Source organism: Lentzea kristufekii (assembly GCF_033949925.1).
Lineage (GTDB): Bacteria > Actinomycetota > Actinomycetes > Mycobacteriales > Pseudonocardiaceae > Lentzea > Lentzea kristufekii.
In genome coordinates this window covers 169,808-186,480 of the sequence record NZ_JAXAVV010000001.1, presented here as the reverse complement: position 1 = coordinate 186,480, position 16,673 = coordinate 169,808, and the positions used below count along the sequence as shown (strand labels likewise).

Here is a 16,673-nt window from a genome sequence, read left to right as displayed (position 1 = left end):
ACGTCCTCCCACCCGCGAACCCCGTTGCGGAGTGCAGGATAGGGCGAACGATCAACGGAATGCGGCGATTCCGGTCAACGCGTGGCCGATGGATAGCAGGTGGATGTCGGAAGTGCCCTCATAAGTCAGTACGGATTCCAGGTTGTTGGCGTGACGCAAGGGCGAGTACTCGAGCGAGATGCCGTTCGCGCCGAGGATGGTCCGGCTTTCCCGTGCGATCGCGATGGCCGACTCGACGTTGTTGTACTTGCCGACGCTGATCTGCTCGGGCTTGAGCGTGCCGGCCTCCTTGAGCCGCGCGAGGTGCAACGCCAGCAGCATCGCGTTGCTGACCTGGACCGTCATGCTCGCGAGCTTGCGCTGGGTGAGCTGGAACGAGGCGATCGGCTGGTCGAACTGGATGCGCGTGCCGGAGTAGTCGAGCGCCGCCTGCAACGAATCCCGCGCGGCACCGACAGCGCCGAACACGATCCCGAACCGCGCCTCGTTCAGACACGTCAGCGGTGCGCGCAAGGAAGTCGCGAGCGGCAGCCGGGCGCTTTCCGGCAGCCGCACGTCCTCCAGGACCAACTCGGAGGTGACGGATGCTCGCATCGACAGCTTCTGTTTGACGTCCCGCGTCGAGAATCCGGGCGTGCCACGGGGGACGAGGAATCCTCGAATTCCGTCCTCGGTTCGCGCCCACACCGTCGCCACGTCCGCGAGACCACCGTTGGTGATCCACATCTTGGTGCCGTTGAGCACCCAGTCCGCGCCGTCGCGCACGGCGCGCGTGCGCATGCCGGACGGGTTCGAGCCGAAGTCCGGCTCGGTCAGCCCGAAGCACCCGATCGCCTCACCGGCGGCCAGCCGCGGCAGCCACTCCTGCTTCTGCTCCTCCGACCCGTACTTCCAGATCGAGTACATCGACAGCGAGCCCTGCACGGACACGAAGCTGCGGATGCCGCTGTCGACGGCCTCCAACTCCAGGCACGCGAGCCCGTACGCGAGCGCGGACGTCCCCGCGCACCCGTACCCCTCCAGGTGCATGCCCAGCACGCCGAGCTTGCCCAGTTCCCGCGCCAGCTCGCGCGGCAGGATGCCCGCCTCGAACCACGACGCGATGTGCGGCCGGACGTGGTCGGACAGGTAGGCCGCGACGGTGGCCTGGATGTCGCGCTCCTCGTCGCCCAGCAACGACGGGATGTCCAGCAACTCCAACGGGTCCTGCACGTCACTGCTCCAGTTTCGGCGGGCGCAGCCGGTAGGTCACCGGCGTGCGCGACAGGCGGATGGGATTTGCGACGAGCGTCATGCCGTCGATCGTCGCGGTGGGGCCGAGATCCAGCGACTCCGCCAGCGCGAACGCACGCGCGACATCGTTGACGGGACCACACGGGACACCCAGCGGCGTCAGCGTCTCGAACCAGTGCTGCGCCGGGCGCGTCCGCAGCCTCGCCGCGAGCACCTCGAACAGCTCGTCCACGTTCTCCACCCGATCGGAGTTCGTGACGAACCGGGGATCCGTGGCCAGCTCGGGCACGTCCAGCACCGAGCACAACCGGCGGAACTGCCGGTCGTTGCCCACCGCGAGCACGATCGGCTGGTCGGCCGTCGGGAACACCTCGTACGGCGCGATCGACGGATGCCGGTTGCCCATCGGCTTCGGCACCGACCCGGCCAGCGTGAAGCCCGCGCTCTGGTTCACCATGCTCGACAACAACACCGTCAGCAGGTCGAGCTCGACGAGCTGGCCCAGCCCCGTCGCCTCCCGGTGCCGCAACGCAGCCAGGATGCCGACGCACGCGTGCAACCCGGTCAGCACGTCGACCAGCGCCACACCGGTCTTCACCGGCTGGTGCGGACCGGGCCCGGTCACGCTCATCAACCCGCCCACGGCCTGCACGAGCAGGTCGTAGCCGGGCAGGTCGGCGCCCTTGCCCGAACCGAACCCCGAGATCGAGCAGTAGACCAGATCGTCCCGCCCGAGCGACTCGTAGTCGAGCCCGAACTTCTTCATCGTGCCCGGCTTGAAGTTCTCGACCACGACGTCCGCCCGCGCGATCAGCTCGCGCGCCTGTTCCCGGCCGGCCTCGGTCGACAGGTCGATCTGCACCGACGTCTTGTTCCTGTTGACGGACAGGAAGTACGTCGCCTCGTCCTCGTAGTGCGGCGGACCCCAAGCGCGGGTCTCGTCGCCCCTGCCGGGCTGCTCGACCTTGACCACCTCGGCACCGAGGTCGCCCAGCACCATCGTCGCGTACGGCGCCGCCAGCACCCGGCTGAAGTCCGCGATCACCACGCCTTCGAGCGAGCTCATGCGACCCGCCCCCGCAGCTTCATCGCGGCCAGCACCCGTTCCTGCGCCAGATCGCGCGCCGCCACATGTGTCGTGGTGCCACGACTTCGCGCCTCGGCGATGATGTTCGCCGCGTTCGCCCTCAGCTTCGAGGACACGGCCTCCAGCACCGTCGCGGGATTCACCGGGAAGGGCGAGTACCGCGCGTCCATCCCGAACGCCGCCGCGACCACGCCGCCGGCGTTCGCGATGAAGTCCGGCACGACAGTGATCCCGCGTGCCGCGAGAACCTCCTGCGCCGCAGCGGAAGTCGGCAGGTTCGCGCCCTCGACCACCAGGGCGGTGTCGAGCTCACCCGCGAGTTCCGCGTCGATCACGTCCTGCAGGGCGGCCGGTACCAGCACGTCGCACGGCACCCGGAGCTCGGCTCCGAGCGTGCGGACGGCGCCGTACTCCTTCACCGCGAGGTCACCGAATTCGGCCCGCAGCTTCAGCAGTCGCGCGACGTCGAGGCCACTGGGATCCACCAGCGCCCCGTGCACCGACGACACGGCGACGACGACAGCGCCGAGTTCGGCGAACCGCTTCGCCGCCGCGGCACCCACCGCGCCGAAACCCTGAATCGCCACGCGTTTGCCGCGCAGCACCACCAACTCGTCCGCCACCTCGGCCACGCCGTACCCGGTGACGCCCAGCTCGTCGTACGGAAGACCGCCGAGTTGAGCCGGTGCGCCCATCATAGCGCCGCGGTCCGACAGTTCGTCCTGGACGATCGCGGCGTCCCGTTCCGTGAGGCCCATGTCGAGCCCGAGCACGTACTCGCGCGGCACCTCGTTGGAGAGCTTGCGCGCGAACGCCCGCAACGCCGATTCCTTGTCAGGAGAAGAAGGATCGAACACGATCCCCGCCTTCGCACCGCCGAAGAACAGGTCGACGCCGGCCCACTTCCACGTCATCACGCGCGCGAGGCGGGCGATCTCCGCGACCGTCACGTGCGGGCTCATCCGCGTGCCGCCCTTGCCCATGCCGCGTGCGGTGTTGTCGATGACGAGCACACCTTTCATGCCGGTGCGCCGGTCGGACACGCAGACGACCTTCTCCGGCCCCCACTCGTCCATGAGCTCGAGAACGTCCATCACATTCCTCACACGCAGTTGAGTTCCGGCCGTGCCTGGTCGGCGGCGAACCTGGAGGCGTCCAGACTGGACACGTCGACGAAGGGCTCGCGGCCGAGCACGAGGTCGCGCACGACCTCGCCGACCGCGGGCCCCTGCAGGAACCCGTGTCCCGAAAAGCCCGTGGCGTAGAAGAACCTGCCCACCGAGCCGATCAGCGCGTTGTGGTCCGGCGTCACCTCGTACAGCCCGGCCCACCCGTCGCGCACGCCCACGTCCAGCAGTCGCGGCGCCCGCCTGCCGATCGCCTCGGTGAGGCGGGGCAGCCACGCATCCGACATGTCCAGCTTGAAACCCGGTGTCTCGTCGGGATCGGACATGCCGAACAGCAACCCCCGGCCCTCGCGGTGGAAGTAGAAGGTGCTGCCGAAGTCGATGGTGAAGGGAGTCACCCGATCGTGTAGCTCTGGCATGGGTTCGGTGAACATGATCTGCCGTCGCAATGGAGAAACGGGCAGGTCAACGCCCACCATCTCGCCGATCTCCCGCGACCAGGCGCCCGCCGCGCAGACCAGAGTCCCCGCCGAAACCGTCCCGCGGTCGGTTTCGACGCGAAAACTGTCGGACCCCGTCCCTACGATCGATCTCACGGTTGTTCTGGTGTGGAAGCGGACACCGGATCGGCGGGCCGCGGTGGCGTAGCCCAGTACGACGGACTCAGGCGTGCAGTGTCCGTCGTCGGGCGAGAAGGTCGCCGCGAGCAGGCCGTCCGTTTCGATCAGCGGCGAGATCCGCCGGGCCTCCTCGACAGTCAGCATGCGACTGCGCACGCCGAGGGAGTTCTGGAGATCGACGTTGCGCTCGAACGCCGTGACGTGTTCCCGAGAGGAAAGGAGGAACAGGTAGCCGACCTGGTGCAGATCGATCTCCTGCCCGGGGCGCTGCGGAAAGCGCTGGAACAGTTCGATGGATCGAGCTCCGAGCCTGATGTTCAGTTCGTCGGAGAACTGGGCGCGCACTCCACCCGCTGCCTTGCAGGTGGAGCCGGACCCCAGGTCATCCCTCTCCACGACCACGACGTCCCGGACTCCTGCCTCGGCGAGGTGGAAGGCGATGGATGTGCCCATCACCCCGCCGCCGATGACGACGACCTCTGCTTGAGCGGGCAGCTCAGGCGAGGCGGAAGTCAAGGTTCGCCTCGATCGCGAGAGTGTCCATCTGCGCCTTCTGCAGCTTCCCGGAGTAGTCCCAGTTCATGGACTGCCAGCGGGTGAACTGGTCGAGCACCCACACGCCCGACTGCCGGGAGCCGTTGCCGCTCTTGCCGTTGCCGCCGAACGGCAGGTGCGCCTCGGCCCCGGACGTCGAGTTGTTGACGCTGACCATTCCGGCGGAGATGCCGGCGCGGAACCGGAAGGCCTTGTTCGGGTCCGTGGTGTAGATCGAGCAGGAGAGGCCGTAGCCCGGCTTGTTGCCGAGCTCGATCGCCTCGTCCAGGTCCGAGTACCTCATGACGCCGACGAGCGGGCCGAACGTCTCCTGCAGGAACAGTTCGTCGTCGTCGCGCACACCGGAAACGATTGCGGGGTGGTAGAAGAAGCCGTTCTCACCGGTGAACCCGTTGCGGGGACTGGTGGCCGAGATGCGGCCGGTCGGGCCGTGCACCGCGTGGTGCTCGCCGATCCAGCCGAGGTACTTCTCGTATGCCAGAGCGAACTTCTCGTCCAGCAACGGTCCATAGAGGACGTCGCCGGTCGGGTCGCCCACGGTGGCACCGGCGACGGCCTCGACGAACCGGGTCAGGAACTCGTCGTACACCGACTCGTGCACGATCGCCGTGCCGAGCGAGGTGCAGCGCTGGCCCGCGGAACCGAAGCCGGCGAACAACGCGCCCTGCACGGCCAGGTCGAGGTCCGCGTCCTCGGTGACGACCATCGGGTTCTTGCCGCCCAGCTCCAGGCACGGTGTCTGGAGGTGGCGTCCGCACAGTTCGCCGATGCGCACACCGACCTCGCTGGACCCGGTGAAGCCGACCTTGTCGACGAGACCTCGCCGCAGCGACTGTTCGAGTCCGTCGTACGTCTCCGAGCCCTCGGCGAAGACGATCTCGAACACGCCGTCCGGGATGCCGGCGGCCTGGAACACGTCGTAGAAGGCCTGGGCCGACGCGGCGGAGTACTCGGCGGGCTTCCAGACGACGGAGTTGCCGCACAGCAACGCCGGGATGATGTACCAGGACGGCACGGCGACCGGGAAGTTGCCGGCGGTGATGATCGCCGCGACGCCGACCGGGTTGCGGAACGTGAAGAGCTGCTTGTCCGCCATCTCCGAAGGCACCGTCTGCCCGTAGAGGCGCCTGCCTTCGCCGACGAAGAAGTTCGCGGTGTCGACGATCTCCTGGACCTCGCCGCGGGCCTCCGCTATCGGCTTGCCGATCTCGCGGGTCACGAGCTGGGAGAGGGGCTCGAAGTTCGCCTCGACCAGGCGGCCGATGTTGCCGATGACCTGGCCGCGCACGGGCGCGGGTACGCGTGCCCAGGCGCGCTGGGCGGCCTTGGCCCGCTGAGCGGCGTCGACGAAGTCGCGGCTGGTCCCGAGCTCGATCTCGGCGACCACGTCGGAGGTGTTCGACGGGTTCGTGGAGATGTAGGGCATGCATCCACCCTGGTAGGTGCGCCGTGGATGCGCCAGAGGTTGCAGAATGAAACCTCGCGACGTCGAGCATAAGCTGGCCTGGTGCTCAACCCGGTTCATCTCCGCACGCTCGTCGAGGTCGTGAAGACGGGTTCCTTCGCCGAGGCCGCCCGCCGTCTCGGCTACACGTCGTCGGCCGTGTCGCAGCAGATCTCGGCGTTCGAGCGGGCGGTCGGCGTGACGCTCTTCGAACGTGAGGCGCACTCGATCAGGCCGGCCGCCGCCGCCCTGCTGATCGCCGACCGCGGCGGCGAGTTGCTCGCGGCGTTCGACGGGTTCGAGCACGAGGTGAAGGCGATGGTGCAGGGCCTGCGCGGGCGCCTGCGGATCGGCACGTTCCCCACAGCGAGCGCGCGCGTCGTGCCGAAGGCGCTGGCGAAGCTGCAGGCGGAGCTGCCGGGCGCCGAGATCCGCCTGGACGAGGCGGAGCCGGACGACGTGCTGCCGCTCGTGCTGTCCGGCGAGCTCGACCTCGCGCTGGTCTACGCGTACGACCTCGTCCCGCGCACATGGCCGGAAGAACTGACCGTGCTGCCGTTGCTGGACGAATCCCTGCTGGTCATGGTTCCGTCCGCGCACCAGGCCGCGAAGAACAACGTCAGACTCGAAGATCTCAAGGACGAACGCTGGATCGCGTCACGCGACGGCACCTCCGGTGCCACCTGCCTCACGCGCCTGTGCGCGGCGGCGGGGTTCGCTCCCAAGATCGCTTTCAGGAGCAACGACTACGAGGTCGTGCAGTCGCTCGTGGCGGCCGGTGTCGGTGTCGCACTCGTGCCCGCGCTCGGGTACAGGGAGCTGCCCGGCACGCACGCGATGCCGTTGCGCCACAAGCCTTTGCGCAGGCACGTGCACGTCGTCCACCGCACGGCGAACACCAACCCGCTGCTGCGCGACGCGGTGAACGCACTCCAGGAGGTGTGCCGGAACGCTGTGGCGGGCCACCTGTACCAGCCGTGAAGGAGAAGATGCGGCCCGGCTCGCCCGCGGCCGGACTGGGGGATGTGATGAGTGCTGTCGAACGCTTCAAGAAGTTCTTCATGGAGCGTGTGCTGGTGTTCGTGATCTTGATGGCTTTCTGGTTGTTGTCGAGCCTGGTGCTGTGGTTGCGGACCACCTTCTGGCTGGCGTTCGCGTGGTTCGTGGGGCAGTTCGTGCTGTTGCTCATCGGCATCGCGTTCAGCGAACTGCGTGACTGGTGGCGGGCCCGCCGGGCCCGCCACCGGCTGATCTCTACTCGCCGGTCTGCCCGTCCGCGAGTTCCCGGAGAAGGTCCAGATGGCCCACGTGGCGCGCGGTTTCCTGTGCCACGTGGGACAGGATCCACCGCACGGTGCGTTCACCGTCCGCGGCCGTCGCGTCGGGGGCCAGCTTCTTCAGCGCCTCGGCGTTCGCCCATTCCTCGTAGTAGGCCTGGATGAGCGACGCCGGGGTGTCGTCGTCTTCGAGGTCCCAGGACGGGTCCGGGTCGCCCTTCCACAGCGACGGCAGGTCGAGGCCCGCGCCCGCGATGCACAGCCAGTACCGCTCGACGGCCGTCAGGTGCTTGAGCACGCCGAGCGCCGTCAGCTTCGGGGACGTGACGATCGGGGCCGCCGCGGCCTGGTCGCGGGTCAGGCCGTCGACCTTGAGCACGGCGGTCTTGCGGAGGAAGTCGAGGAACTCCCAGGCGAGCGCGCTTTCGTCGGTGGCGCGCTTCTCGGGCCAGGTCCGGGTCACCGGGCGAGTTTGTCAGCCTTCGCCGCCGCGAGGAACGCGGACCAGGCGTCCGTTCCGAGCGCGATGTGGGCAGCCGGAGCCTTGCTGTCCCGCAGCCCAATGCCGTGACCGACCTCCACGCAGTCCGTGCCGTTGACGCTGTAGGTGCTCTTTCGCCACTCGGTCATCTGATCTGCCCCTCATGAGGTCATGCGTTCGATCAACTCCTTCGATTGTTCCGCATCCAACGCGGCTTGGTCGAGCGAGCGCACGATGTTCTTGTACGCCTTGGCTGAGTCCTTGTCGTCCAAGAAGACGGCGTGGTTCTCGGCGTCGATGAACACGACCGGCTCCAGCTTGTCGAACGTCATGAGGGTGAAGGACCCCGCCAGACCCGCATGCGCTCCCAGCGACGTGGGCAAAACCCGATAGGTGATGTACGGGCGGATTCCCATGGTCATGATGTGGTGCAACTGGTCGGACATCACCTCGGGGCCGCCGACAGGTAGACGCAGCGCCTGTTCGTGTATGTAGAACGTCATGTCACAGCGGCGCCTGAACAGTTGCTGCTGACGATCGGCGCGAGCTGCGACGCGTTCGTCCGCCTCCGTCTGCAGTGTGTTCGGATTGCTATCGATCAGTGCACGGAAGTAGTCCGGTAGCTGGAGCGGGCCGGGAACGAGGTTCATGCTCCAGCAGATGATCTCGGTGGCCACCGCTTCGTGCTCGTTGAGCGTGCGAGGCAGGACTGGTTGCCTTTCGCCGTGCACTTGGAGCCAGCCTGAGCGATCAGCCTCGCGGAACATCGTCAGCAGGTGGTCGGACTCCTCGAGCGGAGTGCGGCACACGCCGAGCAGACGGATGAGGTCGTGCTCGCTGATGCCGCCCTTGCCGTTCATCAGGTCGGACAGCTTGGCGGGATCCCAGCCGGCGAGTTGGGAGGCGCCGCGTCCAGTTAGGCCTGCTTTGTCGATGGCCGCGCGTATGCCCGCGCCGAACTCGCGTCCCCGTACCGTGGAGTCTCTCTTTGGCATGAAATGAAGCTAGAGCCACACATCGTGTGATTCCAACAGGTTCGGCCGAATTCAGCCGAAGAGGGGTTCGTGTTGGAAGTTCTCCAACGTCCTAAGTGGTCGGTGTTGCTTCAGTAGTATTGGCGGAGCTTTGGCCAGAGCGTTTCCCATGGCTCCGTTGGTGCCGTGCACAGCTTTATCTCCGTGCCGTCTTCTTCGTTCTCCACAGGGTTGTGGTGCCGGGCGACGACCTTGCAGTCGTTGAACGGCGGCTCGCGGAACCCGACCAGCAGCACCTTCCCGCGGCCGGGCGGGGGAGGTCCCCAGTCGTAGAAGGACATGTGCCCGGACCAGACGTGCACCTCGGTGTAGGCCTCGATCGCGCCGGCCTGGCCGTAGTTGCGGGTGATGACGGTCGGGTAGTCGTTCGCGAAGAACGCTTCCTGGACGGTCAGGGCCAGCTCGCGCCAGCCGACCTGCTCGCCCTGTTCGGGGTTGATGGCGATGACCGGGGCCAGTGCGCTGGGCGGCAGGATCGGCAACGAGCCCAGCAAAGCCGGCACGACGCTCAGGGCGACCAGGACGCTGCCGGTGGTCTTGCGGCGCGACAGCCATTCTTGGGCCTGGCGTGCTCCTGCCGCCATCAGCACCAGGAGCAGCGGGACGGCGTAGTAGGGCTTGCCGCCGGTGATCAGGCAGAGGGCGCAGAGGATCGGGTAGGCGAGTGCGATCGAGCGGAAGGTCCTGTCGCGCCACAGGTTCCGGAAGCCGATCAGCCACACCGGGACCAGGAGTGGCGACAGCAGCACGATCTGCATGGGGACGAACATGATGCGGTTCTCGGTGCCGTCGTCCTCGCTGATGCCCTGGGCGACGGTGAGCAACGGGAAGTCGTGCAGCGCCTGCCAGATGACGGCAGGGGCGGCGAGGACCGCGCATGCCGCGAGGCCGCCGAGGAGCCACCAGGTGCGCAGGACGCTGCGCGGGCCCGCGGCGAGCAGGGCTATCATCATGGCCGCCAGCAACAGGAGCAGCAACCACTTGTTGGCCAGGCCCACGCCGGCCGTTGTGCCGAGGGCGAGCCACCAGCGGCCGTCGCCGGTCTTCAGGAGCTTGATCGCGAAGTAGCCGATGAGGACCCAGATCAGCAGGTCGACGGTGGCGGTGGAGAGCATGTGGCTCACCGCCAGGACGAACGTCGACGTCGCCGAGGCGGCCGCCGCGAAGACCGAGCCGCCGCCCAGTTCCTGTGCGATCAGGGCGACCACGGCCGTGATGGCCAGCGCCAGGAGGGTGGCCATCACGCGGAGGCCGACCGGGGTCTCGCCGAACACCTCCGTCGTGAGGCGGGTGAGGACCGGGGTGATCGGAGGCTGGTCCACGTAGCCCCAGTCGAGGCGCTTGCCCGCCGCGATGAAGTAGAGCTCGTCGCGGTGGAAGCCGTAGCGGCCCGACAACGCGGTCAGCACCACCGCCTGCACGGCGAGCACGATCCCCAGCCCACGTCCCATGGACGGACGGTACCCAGCGCGTTCCTGATCAGGAGGCGGTTTTGCGGTACCAGCGCGGGGAGGTGTTGATCGGGGGCTTGAGGCTCGCGTTCACCACGATCATGGTGGGGCCTTCGGCGTCGGCGAGGGTGGACTTGAGGTCGTCGAAGCCGTCGAGGGTGACGGCGGGGATGCCGAAGCTCTGAGCGAGCTTGGCGAAGTCCGGGCGGGTCAGGTCGACGCCGCTGATGGCGTGGTTCGCGATCTGCTGGTCGTAGCGGAGCATGCCGTAGCCGCCGTCGTCGACGAGCACGATGGTGAGCGGCAGGCCTTCTTGCTTCAGCGTCGCGAGGTCGCCGCACGCGAAGAGGAAGCCTCCGTCGCCGACGACCGCGATGGTGCGGTGTTCGACGGACGCGCCGATGGCCGCCGGGAAACCGAAGCCGAGCGTGCCCCAGCCGACCGGGTAGGCGAGGCCACGCGGCCTGGTGACGTGGTGGAAGCCGCCGATCCAGTAGCCGGGGATGCACATGTCGGCGACGATCGTGGCGTCGGTGTCTTCCAACGCCCGCAACAGTTTCATGGCTTCGGGGGAGTCGGCTTCGGCCAGTGCGCGCACCTCCGCGTTGACGGCTTCGACGTCGACGGAGGCCGGCTTGGCGGTCACTTGCGTGGCGAGAGCGGAGGTGACGGTGGCCGCGTCGCCTTCGAGCGTGACGTCGGCCGGGTAGTTCTTGGTCGCCTCGGCCTTGTCGATGTTGACGGCGAGCAGCGTGCGCGGCTTCGGCTGCAACCAGTTCTGGGTCATCATGCCGTCGAAGTCGGTGCCGATCGCGATCACGAGGTCGGCGTCGTCCCACAGCTTCCCGACGGGCGGTGCGTGTACCGGACCTCGCACGACGTAAGGGCTGTCCGTCAGGCCGCGGGCCCCGTACGTCGTGATGATCGGTGCCTGGAGCTTGGCGGCCAACGCACCGATCGCTGGTCCTGCGCCGGACCGTGCCGCACCGCCGCCGGCCCAGATCAGGGGCATCGAAGACCCGGCGATGAGTTTCTCGGCCTCGGTCAGGTCGACGACCGCGTGGGCGGGCTCGACCTTCGTCACGGTGTGGTGCGGGACGTCGGCGGCCAGGAAGTCCGTCGGGACGCCCAGGTACACCGGGCCGTGCGGGCTCAGCGTGGCCTGCTGGACGGCCTTGTCGGCGTACGCGCCGAGTTCCTGGGCGGACGGCACGTCGAACGACGCCTTGGTGACCGGCGCGAACATGGCCTTCTGATCGCGGGTCTCGTGCAGCACGCCGCGGTACACGCCGGGCCGCCGGAGCGTCGAGGGGATGTCCGTGGCGATCACGAGCACCGGGCTCCCGGACGCCCATGCCTCACCCGTGGCGCCCAGGGTGTTGGCCGCGCCGGGACCGGTGGTCACGACCGCCACACCGAGCTTGCCGGTGGCGCGCGCGTAGCCGTCTGCCGCGTAGACCGCAGTCTGCTCGTGGCGCACGCCGATCATGCGGATGCCAGGGTGCTTCCGCAGTGCCTCCCAGATGGCGAGGTTGTGCACACCGGGCAGTCCGAACACCACCTCGACGTCGTGCGCGGCCAGCACTGCCAGCAAGCTCTCGGCACCGTTCGGCATGGGCCCGACGCTAAGGCTCGCTTACTGCTGCGGCAACGGGTGCGCAGCAGGTCTGGTGCTCAGCGTCAGCTCCCCTCACGAACTCCAGTCCAGCCGGGACGGTGTGAACGTTCCGGTCCGCGAAACCTCGTTCGATTACGGTGAAACGCAATTCGGGCCTGTGCGGCGACGTGTCGATTTCGACTGCGCCGCCGCGCCTTTTCGTCCTGAAGGGCGATTTGGCTGGGCGGCTCGGCCGTCAGTGCCGGTGGACCTGACGGCCGAACGGCACGTGGTGCGCGCGAGGTTCGGTCTGGTACGGCCCTCGCGCCGCCGGACGGCATTTCCGGCCTTCCCGCGGCTTTTGTTTCGGCGGATTCACGGCTTCGTGAATTGGCCTCGAGATGATTGACAACTGAACTGTGTTCAGGGAGTGGCCCCTTGTGCCACCATGTGCGGCGACCGCGCGACCTGGGGGTGGAGATGCTGTACTTCGGTGGGCTGTTCGGAGTGCTGATGATAGGGCTGTTGATCTTCGCTGTCGTGGATGTGATCACGACCGACGAGGGCTCGGTTCGCAATCTGCCGAAGATGATGTGGCTTCTCCTGGTCCTGCTGTTCCCGTTGGTGGGTTCGATCGCGTGGCTCGTTGCGGGCCGACCGGTGGTGGGGACCGGACGCGCGCGATTCGGAACGCACGAACGAGGTACTCCCGCTTTTCCCGAGTACGACCGGCCGGGACGGTTCGCGGCCACCGATGCTGACGACGATCAGGAGTTCCTGCGCCGCTGCCGTGAGCGCGCGGAGGAACAACGACGCAAGGGACGCGAGAACCAGTGAGGATTGTCCTGCTGTTCTTGGTTTTACTGCTCGCCGGCTGTGGCGGAAACGCGCAAATGGCGGCACAACCCCCCACCTCTCCCTCGTCCACTTCGGACAAGCTGGCGCCGGCCGACTTCCAGGCGCGCTGGTGGACCTGGGCCTCCCAGCCCTCGGGCACGAATCCGGTGTCCGACACCTCCGGGCGTTTCTGCATGCGGGACCAGCCCGTCGAGGTCTGGCTGCTCGCCGGGACGCTCGATGAAGAGCCGGTCGAGCGGCAGTGCCGGGTCCCCGCCGACAAGCCGTTGCTCGCGCCGGTCGTGAACCTCGCGAGCGATGTCGCCTCCTGCGAGACGTTCATGAAGGGCGCGCAGGGCGAGGTGCTGCTGGACGGCTCGACGCAGGCGCTCACGAAGGTGTCCGCCACGCCGTTCACCTACGAAGCGCGCGCGGGCAACCCGTACGGCACCTCGGCCGGGCGGATCAACTCCGTCGGCTGTGGTCTCTACGCGTGGATCCCCGCGCCCGCGTCCGGTGAGCACGAGCTCGTGATCCGCGGCTCGTCGGGCGGCAACAACGTCGACGTGAGGTACAAGCTCATCGTGGGCGCCGACTAGAGCGGAAAACGGGATGCGCCGGTCCGGTACCGTGGTGGACGGCGTCCGAGCAGACGTGAGGCTGGAGCCGCTCCCCGGCAGTGAGCGGCACTCTCCGCCGCAGTGTTCAGCAACTCCTGCTCGCCGAAGCGAACTGACCACGTAGACGCGTGACACATGCGTCCTTGTCGGCCGAGCCGGGCGGCGGAAACGAGGACTGCTGTCATGGCACGTCTGTCCACCACGGACCAGCTCGCCGATCTGCGGCGCACCTACACGGGCGAGAACCTGTCCCAGGCGGTCCCGGCCGTCCGCGACGGGGATTCGGTGCTGTCCGACGCCACCACCGAGGCCCAGCGCCGGCTGGAGGCCGAGGTCCTGCTCGCGGGGTGCGCCGCCGCCGGCATGCTCCAGCTGATGCCGCCCGCGAGCATCATCAGGCCCGCCCACGCGTTCCGGACGGTGGAACCGGGGGAGACCCTGCGGTTGCACCTGAGCGACAGGGCTCTCGGCCCGCTGCTGTTCGAACTCCTGCCGCGCACCGAGGGCGGCTTCGGCATGGGCGTCGCCGGCCTCGAGCACCGGCAGTACCGCAGGTCGTCCGAGCTGACCACCGGTGACGCCGGCGTCGTGCTGGCCGGGGTCGACGAGCACGCGTGGGACCTCGGCATGCGCTACGTGCGCTGGATGCACGAGCACCGCGGCGTCGAGTACACCGACGGCGGCGGCAACGACGACGAGATCGCGGAATCGGCCACTGGGAGCGCTCTACTGCGCCGGGTACACCTGTGGCATGACGCCAGCTGGTTGCGAGCACTCCCGATGGGCGGGGCCTGGTTCGTCGAGTGGGCCGGTGGTCCGGCCGAGGACGAGATCCGGCAGAAGCTCGGCCACCCGGACTTCGGGACCACCCGCGTCGTCACGTTGCGCCGCATCGACGCACCGGCCGAGGACGTCGAGGAGGGCATGCGGTCCTATCCGTGGCCTGAGGAGTTCGTGTCTGCCGTCACGGCTGGTCAGCCCGATCAGCGGCCCGGCCGCCGGTAGACTGCGCTTTCGCCCGCAGGAACGATCGTCAGGAGGACCCCGGTGACCCAGCAGGCTGCCGAGGCCCAGTCCGATGCCACGCGCAAGGCCCCCCGCGTGCTCGTCGCCGAGGACGAGGCGTTGATCCGCCTCGACCTCGTGGAGATGTTGCGCGAAGAGGGCTACGACGTGGCGGGCGAGGCCGCAGATGGTGAAGAGGCCATCAAGCTCGCGACCGAACTCGACCCCGACCTGGTGATCCTGGACGTCAAGATGCCCAAGGTCGACGGGATCGAGGCGGCGCAGCACATCGCGGGCAATCGGATCGCGCCGGTCGTGATCCTCACCGCGTTCAGCCAGCGCGACCTGGTCGAGCGCGCCCGCGACGCGGGCGCGATGGCCTACCTGGTCAAGCCGTTCGCCAAGCGGGACCTCGTGCCCGCGATCGAGCTGGCGATGAGCCGGTTCAACGAACTGGCCGCGCTGGAGCAGGAGGTCGCCGGGCTCACCGAGCGCCTGGAGACCCGCAAGGTCGTGGAGCGGGCCAAGGGCATTCTCATGACCAAGCAGGGTCTGAGCGAGCCGGAGGCGTTCCGCTGGGTGCAGCGCACCGCCATGGACCGCCGCACGACGATGAAGGCCGTCGCAGAGGCCGTCATCGAGAACTTCGGCTGATCAGCGTCTGAGTTCGAGCAGCACGGAGTCCGTCTGCCGTCCCGGATCCTCGGGGCGCAGGCGGACTTCGACGTTGTGGCTGCCTTTCAGCGAGAACAGCAGCTCGTGTCTCCCACCTATGCCGCCGGGCATCGGCACGGTCGCCGCGAGAGAGCTGTCCACGTACACCTCGAAGCCCGCTATCGGCGCCACAGAGCGTGCGGACGAGGCGTCGAGGGTGATCACCAGTGTCGCGTCGTTCGGGTCCGTAGCGGCGAACTCAGCGGTCATGACGGGCAAAACGGGCGCCGGCTCGTCCGGGGCGTTCTCCAGCTTCACCGGCGACCGGCCCGGCACCTCCAGGTAGCTCTCCAGCACCTGGGCCTGCGACGCGCCGGGCATCCGCAGCACGAAGGGCGTCAGCGCGTCCGTCCCGGCCTCGCCGAGCAGCTCGGCGGGCACGTCGCCGACCAGCGTCAACTCGCTGTCCTGCGCGGCCGACCAGCCGCTCACCGCCGGCCGCAACGGCAGCTTCGCCGGCCCGAGCTGTGCGACCAGGCCGCTCGGGTCGCCGCCGTCGCCGAACCGCACCGTCGTCCGCAATCGCGCTGCAGGGGCCGCACGCAACGGTGCGCGCGCTATGCCTATGCCCGGCGCCTCTTCCTCGGGTTCGAGCACGCGCAGCGTCCCCGGCACCAGCGGTGTCTCGATCATCTCGTCCGCCGGGCCACGCGAGCCGGTGATGCCCACGGCGTCGATCTCCACACGTCCGGGATAGCCGGGCGGCGGGGTCACGCTGACCAGCACGCTCGCCTCACGCCACTTCGGCACGACCGGCACCGTCGCGATCTGGGCGCCATCTTGCACAACGCGCACATCGTTATCTGTCAGCACCGCTTCGAATCGATGCAGAACGCCCGCGCCGCGCGTTCCGGGGGCCACGAGGTCGTCCACGACCACGCGGATCGCATCGGCAGGAGGAATGGGTCCGAGGCGATCGGGGGTGCCAGGGACCAGGTCGAGCACTAGCTTCCCGCGCGGGCCGGCCGCGTCCGTCACCACGGCCACACGGCCCAGTTCGCCCGACTCGTTCAACCCCAGGAGCGTCCGTGCGCGCAACACGGCCGTGTCGTTCCCGCACGGAATGTCGAGCACCAGACGGCCGCCCGAGCCCGAGCCGGGGTTCACGCACCCCCGCCGCCCGCTCAGGTGGTAGCGGCGTTCCAGGAACGTGTCGTCGAAGTCGTCGATCCAGCCGTTGATCTTCTGGCGCCAGCTGTCGTCGCTCGGGCGTTCTTCGGCCCTGGCCGGTGGAGATCGCTGGCCGAAGGCGTCCACGGCGCGCACCTCGGGCCGCCCGGAGCCCGCGACCTCGGGCGACGTGACGAGCTTCCCGGAGACCTCGTAGCCGGCCGCGCCCTCCACGGGAGTCCATTGGACCCGTCCGTCGCTGCTCCAAACGGTGGACGGAGCGCCAGGCCTCGCGGGCGGCGACGAAACCTCGACGAAATCTGCTGTGTACTTAGTTAAGCGAATGGCCTCTGAACTGCGCTTCTTCGAGGCATCATCGGTAGCGCGCAGAACCAGCACCGAAGCCACCAGAACCGCGGCGACGCCGATCGCGGTGATCACCCGACGACGCGGAGTCATACGTCCACGTTATGGCAGCCGT

General features: G+C 68.3%; 16 protein-coding genes. 5 read left to right on the top strand and 11 right to left on the bottom strand.

Translation table 11 applies throughout. The features are described 5' to 3' along the window. Positions 1 to 51: 51 nt before the first annotated feature. The 5 genes from SK571_RS00945 to SK571_RS00925 are packed head-to-tail and all read right to left on the bottom strand — an operon-like array spanning position 52 to position 6,048. Positions 52 to 1,212, bottom strand: coding sequence for an acyl-CoA dehydrogenase family protein (locus SK571_RS00945; protein WP_319982107.1), 1,161 nt, complete (start codon positions 1,210 to 1,212; stop codon positions 52 to 54). Position 1,213: 1 nt separating this feature from the next. Further along, positions 1,214 to 2,299 (bottom strand): CaiB/BaiF CoA transferase family protein, encoded by a 1,086-nt coding sequence (locus tag SK571_RS00940; RefSeq protein ID WP_319982106.1) that lies wholly within the window; start codon positions 2,297 to 2,299, stop codon positions 1,214 to 1,216. Next, positions 2,296 to 3,414, bottom strand: coding sequence for a Glu/Leu/Phe/Val family dehydrogenase (locus tag SK571_RS00935; RefSeq protein WP_319982105.1), 1,119 nt, complete (start codon positions 3,412 to 3,414; stop codon positions 2,296 to 2,298). The genes SK571_RS00940 and SK571_RS00935 overlap by 4 nt, the downstream gene beginning before the upstream one ends. A gap of 8 nt (positions 3,415 to 3,422) precedes the next feature. Then, positions 3,423 to 4,520, bottom strand: coding sequence for an NAD(P)/FAD-dependent oxidoreductase (locus tag SK571_RS00930; protein WP_406601929.1), 1,098 nt, complete (start codon positions 4,518 to 4,520; stop codon positions 3,423 to 3,425). Between the two features lie 43 nt (positions 4,521 to 4,563). Continuing rightward, entirely contained in the window at positions 4,564 to 6,048 is a 1,485-nt protein-coding gene (locus tag SK571_RS00925) for an aldehyde dehydrogenase family protein (protein WP_319982104.1), read from the bottom strand. Positions 6,049 to 6,129: 81 nt separating this feature from the next. Between SK571_RS00925 and SK571_RS00920 the strand changes: the two genes are divergently transcribed. Continuing rightward, positions 6,130 to 7,047: a LysR family transcriptional regulator gene (locus SK571_RS00920; RefSeq protein WP_319982103.1), complete on the top strand. Its 918-nt coding sequence runs from the start codon at positions 6,130 to 6,132 to the stop codon at positions 7,045 to 7,047. A gap of 273 nt (positions 7,048 to 7,320) precedes the next feature. Here the strand turns inward: SK571_RS00920 and SK571_RS00915 are convergent, their stop codons facing one another. From SK571_RS00915 to SK571_RS00895, 5 genes are all read right to left on the bottom strand, one after another. Further along, complete coding sequence (locus tag SK571_RS00915; protein WP_319982102.1) at positions 7,321 to 7,806, bottom strand: DinB family protein; 486 nt, start codon at positions 7,804 to 7,806, stop codon at positions 7,321 to 7,323. Further along, entirely contained in the window at positions 7,803 to 7,973 is a 171-nt protein-coding gene (locus SK571_RS00910; protein WP_319982101.1) for a DUF397 domain-containing protein, read from the bottom strand. The genes SK571_RS00915 and SK571_RS00910 overlap by 4 nt, the downstream gene beginning before the upstream one ends. 12 nt (positions 7,974 to 7,985) lie before the next feature. Then, complete coding sequence (locus tag SK571_RS00905) at positions 7,986 to 8,819, bottom strand: helix-turn-helix domain-containing protein (RefSeq protein WP_319982100.1); 834 nt, start codon at positions 8,817 to 8,819, stop codon at positions 7,986 to 7,988. Positions 8,820 to 8,929: 110 nt separating this feature from the next. Then, positions 8,930 to 10,309, bottom strand: coding sequence for an ArnT family glycosyltransferase (locus SK571_RS00900; protein WP_319982099.1), 1,380 nt, complete (start codon positions 10,307 to 10,309; stop codon positions 8,930 to 8,932). A 28-nt stretch (positions 10,310 to 10,337) separates the two neighbouring features. Beyond that, positions 10,338 to 11,924: a thiamine pyrophosphate-binding protein gene (locus SK571_RS00895; protein ID WP_319982098.1), complete on the bottom strand. Its 1,587-nt coding sequence runs from the start codon at positions 11,922 to 11,924 to the stop codon at positions 10,338 to 10,340. A gap of 462 nt (positions 11,925 to 12,386) precedes the next feature. Between SK571_RS00895 and SK571_RS00890 the strand changes: the two genes are divergently transcribed. The 4 genes from SK571_RS00890 (at position 12,387) to SK571_RS00875 (ending at position 15,022) form a co-directional block, all read left to right on the top strand. Beyond that, positions 12,387 to 12,743 (top strand): PLDc N-terminal domain-containing protein, encoded by a 357-nt coding sequence (locus SK571_RS00890; RefSeq protein WP_319982533.1) that lies wholly within the window; start codon positions 12,387 to 12,389, stop codon positions 12,741 to 12,743. A 56-nt stretch (positions 12,744 to 12,799) separates the two neighbouring features. Beyond that, positions 12,800 to 13,342: a hypothetical protein gene (locus tag SK571_RS00885; protein ID WP_319982097.1), complete on the top strand. Its 543-nt coding sequence runs from the start codon at positions 12,800 to 12,802 to the stop codon at positions 13,340 to 13,342. Positions 13,343 to 13,546: 204 nt separating this feature from the next. Next, positions 13,547 to 14,368: a hypothetical protein gene (locus tag SK571_RS00880; RefSeq protein ID WP_319982096.1), complete on the top strand. Its 822-nt coding sequence runs from the start codon at positions 13,547 to 13,549 to the stop codon at positions 14,366 to 14,368. Between the two features lie 42 nt (positions 14,369 to 14,410). After that, complete coding sequence (locus tag SK571_RS00875; RefSeq protein ID WP_266041729.1) at positions 14,411 to 15,022, top strand: ANTAR domain-containing response regulator; 612 nt, start codon at positions 14,411 to 14,413, stop codon at positions 15,020 to 15,022. Here the strand turns inward: SK571_RS00875 and SK571_RS00870 are convergent, their stop codons facing one another. Further along, positions 15,023 to 16,633, bottom strand: a complete 1,611-nt coding sequence (locus SK571_RS00870; RefSeq protein ID WP_319982095.1) for a hypothetical protein — start codon at positions 16,631 to 16,633, stop codon at positions 15,023 to 15,025. Positions 16,634 to 16,673 lie beyond the last annotated feature (40 nt).

Excerpts from the sequence above, each read along its gene's own strand:
- SK571_RS00890 (WP_319982533.1), top strand. The coding sequence starts at position 12,387 with ATGCTGTACTTCGGTGGGCTGTTCGGAGTGCTGATGATAGGGCTGTTG.
- SK571_RS00900 (WP_319982099.1), bottom strand. The coding sequence starts at position 10,309 with ATGGGACGTGGGCTGGGGATCGTGCTCGCCGTGCAGGCGGTGGTGCTG.
- SK571_RS00895 (WP_319982098.1), bottom strand. The coding sequence starts at position 11,924 with ATGCCGAACGGTGCCGAGAGCTTGCTGGCAGTGCTGGCCGCGCACGAC.
- SK571_RS00930 (WP_406601929.1), bottom strand. The coding sequence starts at position 4,520 with ATGGGCACATCCATCGCCTTCCACCTCGCCGAGGCAGGAGTCCGGGAC.
- SK571_RS00905 (WP_319982100.1), bottom strand. The coding sequence starts at position 8,819 with ATGCCAAAGAGAGACTCCACGGTACGGGGACGCGAGTTCGGCGCGGGC.
- SK571_RS00935 (WP_319982105.1), bottom strand. The coding sequence starts at position 3,414 with ATGGACGTTCTCGAGCTCATGGACGAGTGGGGGCCGGAGAAGGTCGTC.
- SK571_RS00910 (WP_319982101.1), bottom strand. The coding sequence starts at position 7,973 with ATGACCGAGTGGCGAAAGAGCACCTACAGCGTCAACGGCACGGACTGC.
- SK571_RS00885 (WP_319982097.1), top strand. The coding sequence starts at position 12,800 with ATGGCGGCACAACCCCCCACCTCTCCCTCGTCCACTTCGGACAAGCTG.
- SK571_RS00925 (WP_319982104.1), bottom strand. The coding sequence starts at position 6,048 with ATGCCCTACATCTCCACGAACCCGTCGAACACCTCCGACGTGGTCGCC.
- SK571_RS00940 (WP_319982106.1), bottom strand. The coding sequence starts at position 2,299 with ATGAGCTCGCTCGAAGGCGTGGTGATCGCGGACTTCAGCCGGGTGCTG.
- SK571_RS00880 (WP_319982096.1), top strand. The coding sequence starts at position 13,547 with ATGGCACGTCTGTCCACCACGGACCAGCTCGCCGATCTGCGGCGCACC.